16 protein-coding genes are annotated in these 15,966 nt (G+C 67.2%); 12 read left to right on the top strand and 4 right to left on the bottom strand.

Going from position 1 to position 15,966, the window contains the following annotated elements:
* Window positions 1-167: 167 nt before the first annotated feature.
* Together A5699_RS08195 and A5699_RS08190 are read right to left on the bottom strand one after the other, a co-directional pair.
* Window positions 168-1,586 (bottom strand): wax ester/triacylglycerol synthase family O-acyltransferase, encoded by a 1,419-nt coding sequence (locus A5699_RS08195; protein WP_067768043.1) that lies wholly within the window; start codon window positions 1,584-1,586, stop codon window positions 168-170.
* Between the two features lie 27 nt (window positions 1,587-1,613).
* The gene (locus tag A5699_RS08190; protein WP_067768041.1) at window positions 1,614-2,837 is read right to left on the bottom strand and encodes an alpha/beta hydrolase; all 1,224 of its coding nucleotides are present in this window, start codon (window positions 2,835-2,837) and stop codon (window positions 1,614-1,616) included.
* 123 nt (window positions 2,838-2,960) lie between these two features.
* Here A5699_RS08190 and A5699_RS08185 point away from each other — a divergent pair, with 123 nt between their 5' ends.
* Together A5699_RS08185 and A5699_RS08180 are read left to right on the top strand one after the other, a co-directional pair.
* Window positions 2,961-5,123, top strand: coding sequence for an acyl-CoA dehydrogenase (locus A5699_RS08185; RefSeq protein WP_067768039.1), 2,163 nt, complete (start codon window positions 2,961-2,963; stop codon window positions 5,121-5,123).
* Window positions 5,124-5,296: 173 nt separating this feature from the next.
* On the top strand, window positions 5,297-6,124 hold the full coding sequence (locus tag A5699_RS08180; protein WP_082957624.1) for an alpha/beta hydrolase: 828 nt from the start codon (window positions 5,297-5,299) through the stop codon (window positions 6,122-6,124).
* Here A5699_RS08180 and A5699_RS08175 read toward each other — a convergent pair.
* On the bottom strand, window positions 6,104-6,349 hold the full coding sequence (locus A5699_RS08175) for a hypothetical protein (protein ID WP_067768036.1): 246 nt from the start codon (window positions 6,347-6,349) through the stop codon (window positions 6,104-6,106). The two genes, A5699_RS08180 and A5699_RS08175, sit on opposite strands and share 21 nt — an antisense overlap.
* A 21-nt stretch (window positions 6,350-6,370) precedes the next feature.
* Window positions 6,371-7,906: an APC family permease gene (locus tag A5699_RS08170; RefSeq protein ID WP_067768034.1), complete on the bottom strand. Its 1,536-nt coding sequence runs from the start codon at window positions 7,904-7,906 to the stop codon at window positions 6,371-6,373.
* Between the two features lie 184 nt (window positions 7,907-8,090).
* Between A5699_RS08170 and A5699_RS08165 the strand changes: the two genes are divergently transcribed.
* From A5699_RS08165 to A5699_RS08120, 10 genes are read left to right on the top strand one after another with little or no spacing between them, the layout of a single operon-like run.
* A complete protein-coding gene (locus A5699_RS08165) occupies window positions 8,091-9,371 on the top strand; it encodes an aspartate aminotransferase family protein (RefSeq protein WP_067768032.1) in 1,281 nt (426 codons plus the stop codon).
* Window positions 9,368-10,915, top strand: a complete 1,548-nt coding sequence (locus tag A5699_RS08160) for an aldehyde dehydrogenase family protein (protein ID WP_067768030.1) — start codon at window positions 9,368-9,370, stop codon at window positions 10,913-10,915. Before A5699_RS08165 ends, A5699_RS08160 begins: the two co-directional genes overlap by 4 nt.
* A gap of 4 nt (window positions 10,916-10,919) precedes the next feature.
* Entirely contained in the window at window positions 10,920-11,525 is a 606-nt protein-coding gene (locus A5699_RS08155; RefSeq protein ID WP_067768028.1) for a BMC domain-containing protein, read from the top strand.
* Entirely contained in the window at window positions 11,522-12,088 is a 567-nt protein-coding gene (locus A5699_RS08150) for a hypothetical protein (RefSeq protein WP_067768026.1), read from the top strand. The genes A5699_RS08155 and A5699_RS08150 overlap by 4 nt, the downstream gene beginning before the upstream one ends.
* Window positions 12,082-12,333, top strand: a complete 252-nt coding sequence (locus tag A5699_RS08145) for a EutN/CcmL family microcompartment protein (RefSeq protein WP_067768024.1) — start codon at window positions 12,082-12,084, stop codon at window positions 12,331-12,333. The genes A5699_RS08150 and A5699_RS08145 overlap by 7 nt, the downstream gene beginning before the upstream one ends.
* Window positions 12,334-12,345: 12 nt before the next feature.
* Window positions 12,346-12,627, top strand: coding sequence for a BMC domain-containing protein (locus A5699_RS08140; protein ID WP_067768022.1), 282 nt, complete (start codon window positions 12,346-12,348; stop codon window positions 12,625-12,627).
* 2 nt (window positions 12,628-12,629) lie between these two features.
* Window positions 12,630-13,292 (top strand): microcompartment protein, encoded by a 663-nt coding sequence (locus A5699_RS08135; RefSeq protein ID WP_067768020.1) that lies wholly within the window; start codon window positions 12,630-12,632, stop codon window positions 13,290-13,292.
* Window positions 13,293-13,324: 32 nt separating this feature from the next.
* Window positions 13,325-14,332, top strand: a complete 1,008-nt coding sequence (locus A5699_RS08130; RefSeq protein ID WP_067768018.1) for a phosphotransferase enzyme family protein — start codon at window positions 13,325-13,327, stop codon at window positions 14,330-14,332.
* 19 nt (window positions 14,333-14,351) lie between these two features.
* The gene (fabG, locus tag A5699_RS08125; protein WP_067768016.1) at window positions 14,352-15,131 is read left to right on the top strand and encodes a 3-oxoacyl-ACP reductase FabG; all 780 of its coding nucleotides are present in this window, start codon (window positions 14,352-14,354) and stop codon (window positions 15,129-15,131) included.
* A gap of 50 nt (window positions 15,132-15,181) precedes the next feature.
* Complete coding sequence (locus A5699_RS08120; RefSeq protein ID WP_067768014.1) at window positions 15,182-15,949, top strand: GntR family transcriptional regulator; 768 nt, start codon at window positions 15,182-15,184, stop codon at window positions 15,947-15,949.
* Window positions 15,950-15,966: the final 17 nt, after the last annotated feature.

Below are 15,966 nucleotides of genomic sequence, written 5' to 3'. Positions count from 1 at the left end.
CTCCACAGGAGTTTATCCAAGTCCTAGTTGGAAAAATCCTACGTCAAGAGTTGCCGGATGGACAGGCCATACGGAATCCCGACGCGGCCGGGCTCCGGCGAGCGTGCGCCAACTGTCGAGGCTTGACGGCGTGTCCAGGGGCAGACACGCACGCTCGCGGGGCAGGGCTATTGCGGCATCGCGGAGTCGACCACCGTCAGCTGATCGGAAAGCCCTGCCACCCGGCGGATTTCACGGAACTCCTCGAGCATGCCGTCGGTGACCTCGTGTGGATCGTCGACGGTGGCCTCGTCGGAGAGCACCGAGATGTTGAGTTGGTCGACGTAGCTCCAGACCGTGATGTTGAGCCCGCTGCCGGTGGTGATGGGCCCCACCGAATAGATCTCGGTGACCGTGGCACCACCGACCTTGCCGCGCTCGCGCGGGCCGGGCACATTCGAGATGTTCAGGTTGAGCACCTTGTTCTGGCCGTCCTTGTTGGCCAGCCACTTGAACACCGCTTCCACCGGCGCCGGCGGCATGTAGGCCGCCCACCGGGCGATCAGCTCGGGGCCGATCAGTTGGTGGCTTTCCTTGGCCAGCGCGGCCGCATCGTGCGCACAACGAACCCGCTCGGCGGTGTCGGCGACATCGACGGGCAACGCAACCAGCACACCGCTGAACCGGTTGCCCGAGATACGGTCTGGCGAGAAGTCGAAGCTCATCGGCACCGAGGCCAACAGCGGATGGTCGGCGTGACCGTCGTATTTGAGCGACAGTTTGCGCAGCGCCCCTGAGGACATCGCCAGCACCAGGTCGTTGATCGTGACCCCGAGCGCCTTGCCGGTCTCCTTGACATCGGCCAAGGCCAAGGTGGCCGTGGCGAACAGCCGCTTTTCCTCGAGGATGTGGTTCATGAAGCTGGGCGGCGGGGTGAAGGGCCGGGTCAGCTCCGGTGACAGCTTGCGGTGGCTGCGTCGCACCCGCCCGAAGCCCTGGGCGGTGTAGCGGAAGGTGCCGGGAAGCCGGCCGAGCTGGCGCATGTGGTCGGTGAACGCCGAGCGCACGAGTTCGGTCTTCGACGGCGCCGGATCGGCTGCGTAGCAGGCGTCGTCGTGTTTCGGTCCGTCCTGCAGGTCCATGCCGCGGGCCAGCAGGTTCGCCGAGGCGATACCGTCGGCCAGCGCGTGGTGAATCTTGTTGACCACCGCGATCCGATCGTTGGCCAGACCCTCAACGAAGTACATCTCCCACAGCGGCCGGTTGCGGTCCAGCTGGGTGCTGCCGATCTGCCCGATGGCCTCGTCGAGTTCCCGGCGCCCACCGGGCTCGCGCACCCGCCACGGCCGCACGTGGTACTCCAGGTCGACGTCGCAGTTCTCCCGCCACATCGGGTGGTGGAACTTGAACGGGATGTCGACGAGTTGGTAGCAGAACGGTTCGAGCTTGTGCAGGCGTGCGCGGATCACCTCACGGAACTCGTCGATCCCGAACTTTCGTCCCCCAAGATCGTCGAGCGCGATGACGGCGATCTTCAATGTGTGCATGTGCACGGTGGGCGTCTCTGTGTACAGCAGAAACGCGTCCCACCCACTCAACCGCTTCACGGTGCCCCTCCCCAGGTGTGGAGGCGTCTATATAACCGCTTTAGTCCGGTCAATCGCCCTGTTTCTGTGAATTTGGTTGAGGAACAACCCAATTGCGGTCGCCATCGCTCCAGTTCGGGCCCCGTCGGTCATGTCGAAGGCGTGCCCGGCACCCGGCAGTTCAATGTAGCCGACCACCGATCGGGACACGGCCTTGAGCCGGTCGACGAAGCTGCGGGCCTGGGCCACCGGGATGACACTGTCGCCGGTGCCGTGGATGACCAGGAACGGCGGAGCGTCGGGGTGAACCTGGGCGATCGGCGAGGCCAGCCGGAAGATCTCGGGGTACCGGTCGAGCTTGCGGCCCACCACGACTCGTTCCAGGAAGTCGACGAAGCGGATCCGCTCCTCGGTGGAGCGGTCCTCCCAGTCGTAGCGTCCGTAGATACCGACAACGGCGTCGACGGTGGTGTCGGAGCCGTCGGGCAGGTCGCCCTGCAGATCGGGGTGGTTGGGGGTGAGGCCGGCCAGCGCGGCGAGGTGGCCGCCGGCCGAGCAGCCCGCGACGGCGACGAAGTTGCGGTCGCCACCGAACTTGTCGACATTGGCCCGTGCCCACGCGATCGCCGCCTTGACGTCGGTGAGATGCCGCGGCCAGCGGTGATGCGGGGCCACCCGGTAGTCGATGGACAGGCACACCCACCCCTGTCGCGCCAGATGCGACAACAGGGCATACCCCTGCAAGACCCGGCCACCGTGCACCCAGGCGCCACCCGGCACGAACAGCAGCACGGGCGCCGGTTCGGCGGGCAGGTCCCGGGGCCGCCAGACATCGAGAAGCTGCGACGGGTCGTCGCCGTAGCGCACCGAGGTCCGGTACACGTCGCGACGGTACTCACGGGTGCGCCACAGCGGCGGCATGTTGTCCGGCGCCGGCCAGTCGACGGCCAGGTCAGCCGCGGACACCACGCCACGCATGGCCTCTTGCACCACGGCATTGGTCTGCTCGCGCTCGGACTTGCGAATTCCGGCGGCACCGGGGGCCAGCCAGGACTTCGCCGAGGCGGTGACGAACTCGGGCAGGTTACGGAAGCCCCACACACCCATCGCGGCCATGGCTCCGAACGGTTCCAGGTGCTTGCCGACGACCGGCAGCGAAGCTGATGCCACGCTCAGCGCCAGCATATGGTCCGCGGGCTTGGCCGTCAGCAACCATCGCGCCCGATCGGCGAGAGTCGGTGCGGGGTACCGGTTATCCGGTCGTGCCGTCATTTCGCGAGCCTACCCCGCCGGGGTTGGACTCAGGTGACAACTTCGCCGAGTTGTTCACTAGCCGTCGTGTTGTGACCTGGATCACGTCGACGTCGGCACCCGCCGCCGTTAGCTTCGCTGACCATGACCCATTCTGCGCTGGCCATCACCGAAGAGCACCAGGACCTCGCCGAGTCGGCGCTCGGACAGTTGAACCGGCTCGACAGCCGGGCCGCCGCGCGCGCCACACTGGAGACCCCCGGCCGCTACCCCGCCGACATCTGGGCCGCCGGCGCCGACCTCGGCTGGAACGGCCTGGCCATCTCCGAAGAGCACGGCGGTTCCGGGTTCGGCCTGCCCGAACTGGCAGTGGTCGCCGAGGTGGCCGGCCGGGAACTGACCCCCGGCCCGTTCCTGCCGACGGTGTCCGCGGCGGTGGTCATCGACCGCTTCGCCCCGGATTCCGTTCGCGCCGAACTACTTCCAGACCTGGCCGGCGGTGCGACGGTAGCCTCCCTCGGGCTTGCCGGCTCGGTGACCATCGGCGACGACGGCCGGCTCGGCGGGCAGGCCCGCGCCGTGCTCGGGGCGCCCGACGCGCAGGTTCTCGTGCTCGCCGCCGGAGACGACGTCGTCATCCTGGACTCCACCGCCGACGGGATCACCGTCACCGCCGAGGACTCCCTGGACACCACCCGCAGCATCGGCTCCGTCGACCTGCGCGCGGTGGCCGTCGACGAGAGCCGGATCCTGCGCGGCGCCGCCCGCGGAGCGCGCACGGTGTTCCGCATCCTCGGCTCGGCAGAAGCCGTCGGAGTCTCCTTGGCCGCACTGGACATGGCCGTCGACTACGCCAAGGTGCGCGAGCAGTTCGGCCGCACCATCGGCACGTTCCAAGCGGTCAAGCACCACGCCGCCAACATGCTCGTCGACGCCGAGCAAACCACCGCCGCAGTCTGGGATGCCGCCCGCGCCGACGACCTCGACGGGGCCTGGTTCGCCGCCGCGGTGGCCGCCGCGCACGCCATCCGGGCGCAGATCTTCTGCACGCAGAACAATGTTCAACTGCACGGTGGCATCGCGTTCACCTGGGAACACGACGCGCATCTCTACCTGCGTCGGGCCCGGACGCTGGCCGCGGTGCTCGGTGACGGCGCCGATCCGCTGATCGACGTGGTCGAGGGGCAACGCACCGGGCAGGCCCACGGGGCGTCCTTCGCCCTGCCGGACGAGGCCGAGCAGTACCGCCAGGACGCACAGGCGGCGGCGTCGGCCGTGAAGGAACTGCCCGAGGACAAGCGCCGCGACTACCTGGTGGACTCCGGTTACCTGGTGCCGCACTGGCCCAAGCCGTACGGACGCGCCGCAAATGTGTTGGAGCAGTTGGTGATCGAAGAGGAGTTCGCCGACATCGAGCGCGCGGACATGGGGATCACCGGTTGGGTGACGCTGACCATCGCCCAGGCCGGCACCGACGATCAGCGCGAGCGCTGGGTGGAGCCCGTGCTCCGCGGTGAGGTGATGTGGTGCCAGCTGTTCTCCGAGCCGGGCGCCGGTTCGGATGCGGCCGCGGTGCGCACCGCCGCCAAGAAAGTCGACGGCGGCTGGCGGGTGACCGGCCAGAAGGTCTGGACCAGCCTGGCGCAGCACTGCCAGTGGGGGCTGGCCACCGTGCGCACCGACCCCGAGGCGCCCAAGCACGCCGGTGTCACGATGATGGCGATCGACATGAAAGCCCCTGGAGTGACCGTCAATCCGTTGCGGGGCCTGACCGGTGACGCCCACTTCAACGAGGTGTTCTTCGACGACGTGTTCGTTCCGGACGCCGATGTCGTGGGCGACGTGAACAAGGGCTGGCTGGTGGCCCGGGCCACCCTCGGCAACGAGCGCATCTCGATCGGCGGCGGCTCGGCTGCCCCGACCGGATTCGACGCCGACGAACTGGTCGCCCTGATCGACGCGGATCCCGACGGCGCCCGCTATGTCCGCCGGGCCGGTGAGGTGATCGCCGTCGGCCACACGTTGCGGCTGCTGAACCTACGCCGGGTCAGCCGGGCCATCGCCGGTACCGAACCCGGCCCCGAGGGCAACGTCACCAAGCTGCTGGTGGCCGAGCACTCCCAGCATCTGACCGAACTCGGCATGGATCTCGTCGGGTCGGCCGGGGTGACCGGGCAGACACCGAAGCTGACCCGCGCCTACCTGGGCAACCGGGCGATGACGATCGCGGGCGGCACGTCGGAGATCACCCGGAACACGATCGCCGAGCGCATCCTGGGCCTGCCCCGCGACCCGCTGCTGAAGTAGAGCTGAAGTAGCTTCGCCGCTTTCCACGGCAGGGCTGTGCGCGGGCCGGATCGACGACCCTGGCGTGAAAAACGACGTCGACAGATTCCGGGCACGGTAGAAAAGACAGCGTGACGTCCAGCACCGGTTTCCATCCCGACCTTGCACGCATCGCCCGCTTCCTCCCACGCGGAATGGTGAACCGGCGCTCGCTGCCGCTGTTTCAGCGGCTGACCAGCCTGCAGAACCGGCAGACACCGAGAGACGTCGAGGTGCTCACCTTGAGCTCGGGTGTCGGGGTCCGGCTGTTCCGGCCCGAGGGCGTCACCACCCCGGCACCGGCACTGTTGTGGATCCACGGTGGCGGGTACGTGCTGGGCAGCCCCGCCCAGGACGACGCGCTCTGCCGACGGTTTGCCCGGGAGCTCGGGGCCACCGTGGCCGCGGTCAAATACCGGCTGGCTCCGCAGAACCCCTACCCGGCCGGCCTCGAGGATTGCTATGACGCCCTGAAATGGTTGTCGCGGCTGCCCGCGGTCGACGCCGCACGGGTTGCAGTGGCCGGGGCCAGCGCCGGTGGCGGCCTGGCCGCCGCCCTGGCCCTGCTGGCCCGCGATCGCGGTGAGGTTCCCCTCGCGGCGCAGATCCTGGTCTACCCGATGCTCGACGACCGGTCGGTGGGCCCGGAGCTGGAGAATCCCGGTCACCGGTTGTGGACCCAGGGCAGCAACAAGTTCGGCTGGTCTGCCTACCTCGGTAAGGCGGACCCGGCCGTGGCCGTGCCCGGACGCCGCACCGATCTCGCCGGGCTGCCACCGACGTGGATCGGCGTCGGCACGCTGGACCTGTTCCACGACGAAGACTTGGCCTACGCCGAACGTCTGCGCGCCGCCGGGGTCGAGGTCCACGTCGAAGAGGTGCACGGGGCGTTCCACGGATTCGACCAGATCGCCGCGAAAACTGCTGTGGCCCAGTCCTTCCTGGCCAGCCAATGCGACTACCTACGTGCGACTTTCGGCTGATTCACGTTGGTGACGTAGGTACCGGCAGGCCCGCTCCAACAGGCAGCGATCGGCGGCCGACAGCGTCCTGACCCGCGGGACCAATCTGGAGACGATCCGGGCGAACCGGACGCACAGCTGTTCGGCGGTCATACCGAACTCGAGCCAGACGTCGTCCTCGCGTGGACCCCCGTAGGGAGCCCACGCGAGGACGAACTTCAGCAGGAGACGTTCGAAAGTGTCCATCTACCAGCGTTGTCCGTTGACTCAGTCTCGAACGACGGTGTCCTCGAACACGATCCGGCCGATCAGTTCGTAACGGCGCGGGTCACGCAGCTTGAAGTACGTGGCCATACCCGCGCCCAGGATGAAGATGCCCGCCACGATCCAGGGCGTGAGCTTGAACAGCAGGGTGCCCGATGCCGTGCCTGCCGCCGCATCCTTGTGCTCCCACAGCAGGTACACGACGTAGAGCATGCCGATTCCGCCGAGGCCCGGGGCGATCAGCGTCTTGAACCAGTGCTTGGAGACCGGGTGGTTCTTGCGGATGTGGAAGTAGCTGATGACGGAGAAGGCGCACAGCGACTGCACGATCAGGATCGCCATGGTGCCCAGAATGGCCAGCAGCGTGTACATGTGCACGTACGGATCCATCCCGGCGAACAGGAAGGCCAGGATGATCACCAACGCGATCCCGCTCTGCACGAACGAGGCGATGTGCGGTGAGCCGTGCGTGGGATGTGTTGCGCCCAAGGTCTTCTGCAAGTTCTTGGACAGCCCCTCACGTCCGAGGGCGTACAGGTAGCGCGAGGCGCAGTTGTGGAACGCCATGCCGCAGGCGAAGGATCCGGTGACCAGCAGGATGTTGAACACCGTGATCGCCCACTCGCCGTAGGTGTCACGCACCGGCCCGAAGAAAATCTCCGAGGACGTCGCGGAATCCTGCGCGAGTTCCACCGCGTGCTGCGGGCCGGTGCCGGCGATCGCCATCCAGGACACGAACACGTAGAACACACCGACGCCGACGACACTGAGCATGGTGGCCCGGGGGATGATCTTCTTTGGGTTACGCGACTCCTCGCCGTACATGGCGGTCGATTCGAAGCCGACCCAGGACCAGAAGGCGAAGAACAGACCCAAACCGGCACTGGCACCGGCAATTCCGGCTGCCGGAGAGAACGCCCCGATGGGATTGATGGTCTCGGCGACGGCGAATCCGTCCGGACCGCCACCCTGGAACAGCACTGCCACCGCACCGAGCGCCAACATGACGATCTCGGTCACCAGGAACACCCCGAGCACCTTGGCGGTGAGGTTCACGTCGAAGTAGGTCAGCACCGCGTTGGTGACCAGCATCAGCAGCGCCGGGATGATCCAGTGGATGTGGATGCCCAGCTGGGATTGCATGAAGTTCTGGAAGAAGAACGAGAAGATCCCGATCAACGAGGCCTCGAACACCACATAGGCCATGGTGATCAATCCGCCGCTGGCCATGCCGACGATACGGCCGAGTCCGTGGGAGATATAGCCGTAGAACGCACCGGTGGTGGTGATGTGCTTGGCCATGGTCGCGTAGCCGACGGCGAAGAGGCCGAGGACTACGGTTGCGACGATGTAGCCGGCCGGCGCATGTGAACCATTTCCGAATCCGACAGCGATAGGGACGTTGCCGACCATTGCCGTGATCGGGGCGGCGGTCGCCACCGCCATGAAGATGACGCCGACGGTGCCGACGGCGTTGCGTTTCAGTCTCTGGACGTCATGAGCTGCAGTTTCGCTCCCAGCGACAGCTTGATCGGTCATCTAGTGGAATACCTTCCAGGTTACAGTGGACGCCCGTTGTGGCCTGCACCACATAACGAACCTTACGCATATTGGCATGACCAAAAGGCGTTCGCAAGCGTTTCCTGCGACCATTGACACAAATGGTCGCAACCGTTTACGGTGAGGGCCATCACAGCTACCGGATAGCTGAAGAGGGAGCCGCATGTACGACTACGGCACGTTCACGTTCGATTCCAAAGCCGAAGTGCTGGAACGAGCCAAGACGTTCTGGAATCCAGACAAGACACAGTTCTGGACCGACACGGGTGTCGATCTGGTGATCGACCGCCGCGAGGGATATTTCCTGTGGGATATGGGCGGACGCCGCCTGATCGATATGCATCTCAACGGGGGAACCTACAACCTCGGCCACCGCAATCCCGAAGTGATGCAGGCGATCACCGAAGGCATGACGCACTTCGACGTCGGCAACCACCACTTCCCGTCGGTGGCCCGCACCGCGCTGGCACAGCGCCTGGTCGAGACCGCGCCGGCGTCGATCAAGAAGGTGGCCTACGGGTCCGGCGGCGGCGAGGCGATCGACATCGCCCTCAAGAGCGCCCGGCACGCCACCAAGCGGCGCAAGATCGTCTCGATCGTCAAGGCCTACCACGGGCACACCGGTCTGGCGGTGGCCACCGGCGACGATCGGTTCGCCAAGTTCTTCCTGGCCGATCAGCCCGATGAGTTCCTGCAGGTGCCGTTCAACGACATCGAGGCGATGGAACGCGTGCTGGCCGGCGGCGACGTCGCGGCGGTGATCATGGAGACCATTCCGGCCACCTACGGATTCCCGCTTCCCGCACCGGGTTACCTCGAAGCGGTCAAGGCGGCCACCGAAAAACACGGCACGCTCTACATCGCCGACGAGGTCCAGACCGGGCTGATGCGTACCGGCGAGCTGTGGGGCATCACCAAGCACGGCATCGAGCCCGACATCCTGGTGACCGGCAAGGGCCTGTCCGGCGGTATGTACCCAATCACCGCGGCCCTGCTCAGTGATCGCGCCGCGAAGTGGCTCGATGAGGACGGCTTCGGCCACATCTCCACCTTCGGTGGCGCCGAACTGGGTTGTGTCGCAGCGCTGAAGACGCTGGAGATCTCCACCCGGCCCGAGGTGCGCTCGATGGTGCACTACATCGCCGACATCTTCGACCACGGGCTACAGCGCATCCAAGCCGACCATCCGGACTGGTTCGTCGGCATCCGGCAGAACGGTGTGGTGATCGGACTGGAGTTCGATCACCCCGAGGGCGCCAAGTTCGTGATGCGCGAGCTCTATGACAACGGGGTGTGGGCGATCTTCTCCACGCTGGATCCCCGTGTGCTGCAGTTCAAGCCGGGCCTGTTGCTCTCGCGCGAGCTGTGTGAAGACGTGCTGGACCGCCTCGCCGTTGCGGTGGCCCGGGCCGAGTCCGTCGTGAGAGGACGTAAAGCATCATGACCAGTACCGCACAAGCCGGGCACATGCTGGAGCGGGCCCGCTGGGCCGCTGCGGCATACGCCGACTACGACGCCGCTGCGGTGACCAACATCGTCAACGCGGTGGCCGACGCCGCCTACGCGGCGGCCGAACGGTTCGCCACCGAGGCCGTCGTCGAGACGGGTATGGGTGTGGCCGCCGACAAGGTGACCAAGAACCGGGCCTGCTCCCGCGGCATCGTCGACTACTACGCGGGTGAGGACTACGTGTCGCCCCGCGTCGACACCGCACGCAAGATCGTCGAGCTACCCCGGCCCGCCGGAGTGGTTCTCGCGCTCACCCCCACCACCAATCCCGTTGCCACGGTGTACTTCAAGACCATCCTGGCCCTGATGACCCGCAACGCCGTCGTCATCGCCCCACACCCGCGGGCCAAGCGGTGCTCGGCCGACGCGGCCCGGCTCCTGGCCGAGGCGGCCGTCGCCGCCGGTGCACCCGACGGCATCGTGCAGGTGATCGACGAACCATCGATCCCCCTCGTCCAGGCCCTGATGGCCGACGAGCGCACCGATGTCATCGTCGCCACCGGCGGCACCGGCGTCGTGCGGGCGGCGTACTCGTCGGGTAACCCGGCACTGGGCGTCGGGCCGGGCAACGTCCCGGTGTTCGTCGAGGCCAGCGCCGATCTCAATGCGGCGGCCAAGCGGATCGTGGACAGCAAGGCGTTCGACAACTCGGTGCTGTGTACCAACGAATCCGTGCTGATCGCCGAGGACGCGATCGCCGAGCGGCTCGGCGGGGCACTGACCCGCGCCGGGGCACACATCCTCGACGAGGACAGCGCACGGCGGCTGCGGGCCTACATGTTTGCCGACGGCCACCTCAACACCGAGGTCGTGGGCCGCGACGCCGCCTGGATCGCCGGGCAGGCCGGGCTGCGGGTGACCCCCAAGACCCGGGTGCTCATCGCGCCGTTCGGTGACGTGATCGCCGAGGAGATGCTGGCCCACGAAAAGCTGTCCCCGGTGCTGGGCATGACCACCGCGGCCGACGCCGCCCGCGGTATCCGCGCGGCCCGGGCCGTCGTCCGGATCGGCGGGGCCGGCCACTCGGCCGCCATCCACAGCGAGAACGCCTCGGTGATCACCGATTTCGCTGCGCAGGTACCCGTGCTGCGGGTGTCGGTCAACGTCGGCAACAGCACCGGCAGTTCAGGGCTGGACACCAACCTGGCGCCGTCGATGACCATCGGCACCGGTTTCGTCGGGCGCAGCTCGATCGGTGAGAACCTGCAACCGCAGAACCTGATCAACTGGGCCCGCATCGCCTACAACAGCGATTCGGCGGTGCCGATGGGCAATTTCGCGGGCATCGACCCGTGGCACGCGCCCGCCGGTCCCGTGCCGGAGTATCCGCGCGCATCCAACGACCGCAACGGCGTCGCGGTGCCACCGCGCCGCTCCTATGCCGCGACAGGCCGGTCGAACGACCCGGGGCTGGACGCGTTGCGGGCCGAGCTGCGCGCGCTGGTCGTCGAAGAACTCGCACAACTGATCAAGAGGTAGGGCTGTGGCCGAACTGCGTTCCTTTATCTTCATCGACCGGCTGCAACCGCAGACGATGTCGTATCTGGGCACCTGGATCAAAGGTGCCCTGCCCCGGGCCAACCAGGCAGCCCAGATCATCGAGGTGGCCCCCGGCCTCGACATCGAGGGGGTCACCGACGTGGCGCTCAAGCATGCCGAGGTCAAGGCCGGAATCCTCGTGGTCGAGCGGCAATTCGGGTACCTGGAGTTCCACGGTGAGACCGGTGCGGTGAAGGCCGCGGCCGACGCCGCGCTCGATGAGCTCGGCGGTGACACCGGCAACGCGAAACGACCGGAAGTGCTGGCCTCGCGGATCATCTCCAGCGTCGACCACCAACACGCATTCCTGATCAACCGCAACAAGATCGGCTCGATGGTGCTGCCCGGGGAATCGCTGTTCGTCCTCGAGGTTCAGCCGGCGTCCTACGCGATCCTGGCCACCAACGAGGCCGAGAAAGCCGCCGACATCAAGGTGATCGACTTCCGGATGATCGGCGCCACCGGCCGCGTGTACCTGTCCGGTACCGAGGCCGACATCCGCACCGCGGCCGAGGCGGCCCAAGACGCACTGGCCAGGGCCACTGCATGAACGTCAGCAGAGACGACCTACGTGCCTTGGTGCGCGAAGTGGTTCGCGAAGCGGTAGCGGGCCTGTCGGCGGGGCCGGCATCCAAGACCCCGGGGCCGGTGGCTGTCCCCCCACCACCGGCCCCGGCCCCCACACGAGCCGGATTGTCGGCTCCGCCGACGACGGCCGGATTGTCGGCTCCGCCGACGACGGCCGCCGAGCAGATGGGCCTGGACCCCACCGGTCCCCGCGCCGCCGACGGCAAGAACCGCACCGAGACCGTGCAGCTGACCAATGACAAGGACCTGGACAGCTTTGTCCGGAAGTTGTTGCGGCTCTTCGAAAGCCCGAAGACCCGCGCTGACCTCAAGGCCGGGCGGCTCAGCTTCCGGTTGGCCGGTACGGCGTCGGCCGGCGGTCGCGGCACCGTGCATCGCATCGAGGCGGGTGCGGTGACCGAACGGCAGATCGCCGATCTGGCCGGCGGCACCTTGGTGCTCGGCCGCAAGGCGGTGCTCACCCCACTGGCTCGCGAGAAGGCGCGCACTTTGGGGATCACGATTGAGAAGGAGCGAAAGTGCTAGCAGCGACTGTCACCGGCAACGTGTGGTCCACCCGTCGGATCGACGGCATCCCGGCCGGCGCGTTCCTCGAGGTAGAGGTCGACGGGGGCACCTCCCGGATGATCGCGTTCGACGTACTCGGCACCGGCGTCGGCGAACGCGTCCTGATCGCCCAGGGCTCGGTGGCCGCGAACTGGTTCACCGGCACCCCGCCCCCGGTCGACGCCCTCATCATCGGTTCCATCGATTCCAATCCCAACAAATAAGGAGAAAAACCCATGTCCAGCAACGCAATCGGACTGATCGAGACCAAGGGCTACGTCGCTGCGCTGGCCGCCGCCGACGCCATGGTGAAGGCTGCCAACGTCACCATCACCGACCGTCAGCAGGTCGGCGACGGACTGGTCGCCGTGATCGTCACCGGTGAGGTCGGTGCCGTCAAGGCCGCCACCGAGGCCGGCGCCGAGACCGCCTCGCAGGTCGGTGAACTGGTCAGCGTGCACGTCATCCCCCGCCCGCACGGTGAGTTGGGCGCGCACTTCGCGGTCGCCAGCAAGTAGCCATGCCGACCACAGCTGAGGACAGCACGCGGATTCACACCCAGATCCGCGTCTACCTGTTGGTGGAGGACCTGCAGCGCCAGTTCGCCGCGTACCTCGGAACACCGACCCGGGCGCGGGGATACCCGCCGTACGAGGGCGAACACGCCCTGATCGTCGAGGTGTCCCCCGCTCTGGCCATCGAGCGGGTGATCGACCTGGCCCTGCGTGAGGTGCCCGGCATCCAGCCCGGAATCCTGTATGTGGAGCGACAATTCGGCGTGCTGGAGATCCACTCGGCCGATCTGGAGGACGTCAAGCGGGCCGGCGAGGCGATCCTGGCCGGCACCGGAAACAAGGCCTCCGATCAACTGCGGCCGCGGGTGCTCTACCACGACATCATCGAGAACATCACCGATCAGCACGCGGTGATCCTCAACCGCAACCGGCAGGCCTCGATGATCCTGCCTGGCCAGTCGCTGTTGGTCTACGAGATGACCCCGGCGTTGTTCGCCGCGGTCGCGGCCAACGAGGCGGAGCGGGCGGCCCCCGGGCTCACCGTCGTCGACGTGCAGATGATCGGCGCCGCGGGCAGGCTGTACATCGGCGGCAGCACCGCCGATGTGACCGTGGCCCGGGACCGGATCACGACGGTGTTGGATGGTATTGAGGGACGCGACCACTAGATGGTCGCCAGCGTGAAGAAGAGACGGTACTGATGGTTATCACCGACGAGATCGATGTCGCCCGACTGGCGCTGCGCCAGTACGACATCGGAGCCGACGCGACGCTGCGACTGCTCAACCTGTCCGAGAATGCCACCTATCTCGTCGAAGATGCCGGCACCCAATCGATCCTGCGGGTGCATCGGCAGGACTATCACCGGCCCCACGAGATCGAGTCGGAACTGGATTGGCTGCAGGCATTGCGGACCGACAGCGACGTCACGGTGCCCGCGGTGCTGCCGACGCGTGATGGCCGGCGGCTGGTGACCGTCACCGGTGAGGAGACCGCCGGGGTGCCCCGCCATGTCGTGCACTTCGGCATGGTGGCTGGAGCCGAGCCCGACGAAGGGTCCTTGACCCTCGACGATTTCCACACCCTGGGCCGTATCACCGCCTCCCTGCACGACCATTCGCAGCGGTGGCAGCGCCCAGCCGGTTTCGGCCGCTTCGCCTGGGACTGGGACCACAGCCTGGGCGCGACACCGCGCTGGGGGCGTTGGCACGACGCCTCGGGGGTCGGCGGGGCCGAGCGGCAGGTGTTGGAGCGGGCCCAGAAGCTGCTCCATGAGCGGCTCGGGGCCTACGGCACCGGCCCCGACGTCTACGGCCTGATCCACGCCGATCTTCGGCTGGCGAACCTGCTCGTCAATCCCGACGCAGGCTCGTCCGGTCCGCAGATCACCGTCATCGACTTCGACGACTGTGGATTCGGCTGGTACTTCTACGATTTCGGCACGGCGGTGTCGTTCATCGAAGACGACCCCGCGCTGCCGGACTGGCAGGACGCCTGGGTGAGCGGTTACCGCACCCGCCGCGACCTGCCCGCCTCGGACGAGGACATGCTGGCCTCGTTCGTACTGCTGCGCCGGCTGCTGTTGCTGGCCTGGATGGGCAGCCACAGCCACTCCAAGGAATCGGCTACCAAGGCGATCAGCTACGCCGCCGGCAGCTGCGAACTGGCCGAGCGCTACCTGCGTTCCAACGGCCATTCCCTGACCTGACTTCCAAAGGACCCCACCCATGTTCACATCGCTTCAGGGCCGTTCGGCCATCGTCACCGGCGGCAGCAAGGGCATCGGCCGCGGCATCGCCGAAACCTTCGCCAACGCCGGCGTGGATGTCCTGATCACGGGCCGTAACCAGGACGACCTCGACAAGACGGTCACCGCGCTCTCTGGCGCCCCGGGCCGGGTGAGCGGTCTTCGCGCCGACGTGACCAGCCCCGAGGCCGCTATTCAGGTGGTCGACGAGGCGGTCAAACGACACGGCGGACTCGACATCGTCTGCGCCAACGCCGGCATCTTTCCGTCCGGGCGTCTCGAGGAGCTCACCCCCGACGACATCGAACAGGTGCTGGCGGTGAACTTCAAAGGCACCGTCTACATCGTGCAGGCCGCCCTTGAGGCGCTGACGGCAAGCGGGCACGGTCGCGTCGTCATCACGTCGTCGATCACCGGGCCGATCACCGGTTACCCCGGCTGGTCGCACTACGGCGCGTCCAAGGCCGCCCAGTTGGGCTTCCTGCGCACCGCCGCAATGGAACTGGCGCCCAAGAAGATCACGGTCAACGCCGTGTTGCCCGGCAACATCGTCACCGAGGGGCTGGACGGCATGGGCCAGGACTACCTCGACCAGATGACCTCGGCGGTGCCCTCGGGCCGGCTCGGATCGGTCGCCGACATCGGCAACGCGGCACTGTTCTTCGCCACCGACGAAGCCGCCTACATCACCGGACAGTCGCTGGTCGTGGACGGCGGACAGATTCTGCCCGAATCGCACATGGCGATCGCCGAACTGTAGTCCGGCCCGGATAGAATTGGCTGTACCAATACACGGTTAAGGGGGCCGGGGTGGCACTTCACAGCGAGGAGCTGCGCAGGCGCATCGTCGCCGACATCAACGCCGGCACCCCCGGCACCAAACTGGGCAGTGAACGCGACCTGGCCGAGCAGTACGGCACCAGCCGCTCCAGCCTGCGCCAGGTGTTGGCTGCGTTGGAGGAAGCCGGGCTGGTGCACCGGGTGATCGGCCGGGCCGGCGGCATCTTCATCAGCCACGGCCAGGTGGAGCGTCAGCTGTCGGACGTGGTCGGAGTACCCGCGTTCCTGGCCAACCAGGGTTACGTCGCGGGTACCCGCGTGCTTTCGACGCGCATCACCACGCCCGACGACGCCACCCGGGCCGCGCTGCGGCTCGGCCCCGGCGACTACGTCATCGAGATCCAGCGGGTGCGGCTGGCCGACGGCTTCCCGATCTCGTTGGAGCACGCCCAGTTCCCCGCCGACGCGTTCCCCGGACTGCTCGACCAACAACTCGGCGGATCGCTCTACGAGATCCTGGAATCCCGTTACGGTCTGGTCACCGGCCGGGCCGACGAACGCATCGAAGCCGTCAACGCCACCAGCAACGAGGCCACCCTGCTGGGCATCAAACCCAAAGCGGCACTGCTGCTGATCACCCGGATCACCTACGACCAGAACGGCACCCCGTGCGAGTTCTCCCGCGACCTGTTCCGCGGGGACCGTACGGCGTTGGCGGTGACGGCCAAAGGTAGCGGTATCGCCACCCACGCCGATGCCAACACCGCCTCGGTCACCCTGCAGCGTCAGGCCGGCTGACCCGCTTCGGCGTACCC

Source organism: Mycobacterium sp. E802, from assembly GCF_001666875.1.
In the GTDB taxonomy this organism is placed as follows: Bacteria; Actinomycetota; Actinomycetes; order Mycobacteriales; family Mycobacteriaceae; genus Mycobacterium.
The sequence above is the reverse complement of the archived record's forward strand: the minus strand, read 5'-3'. Positions and strand labels throughout refer to the sequence as shown.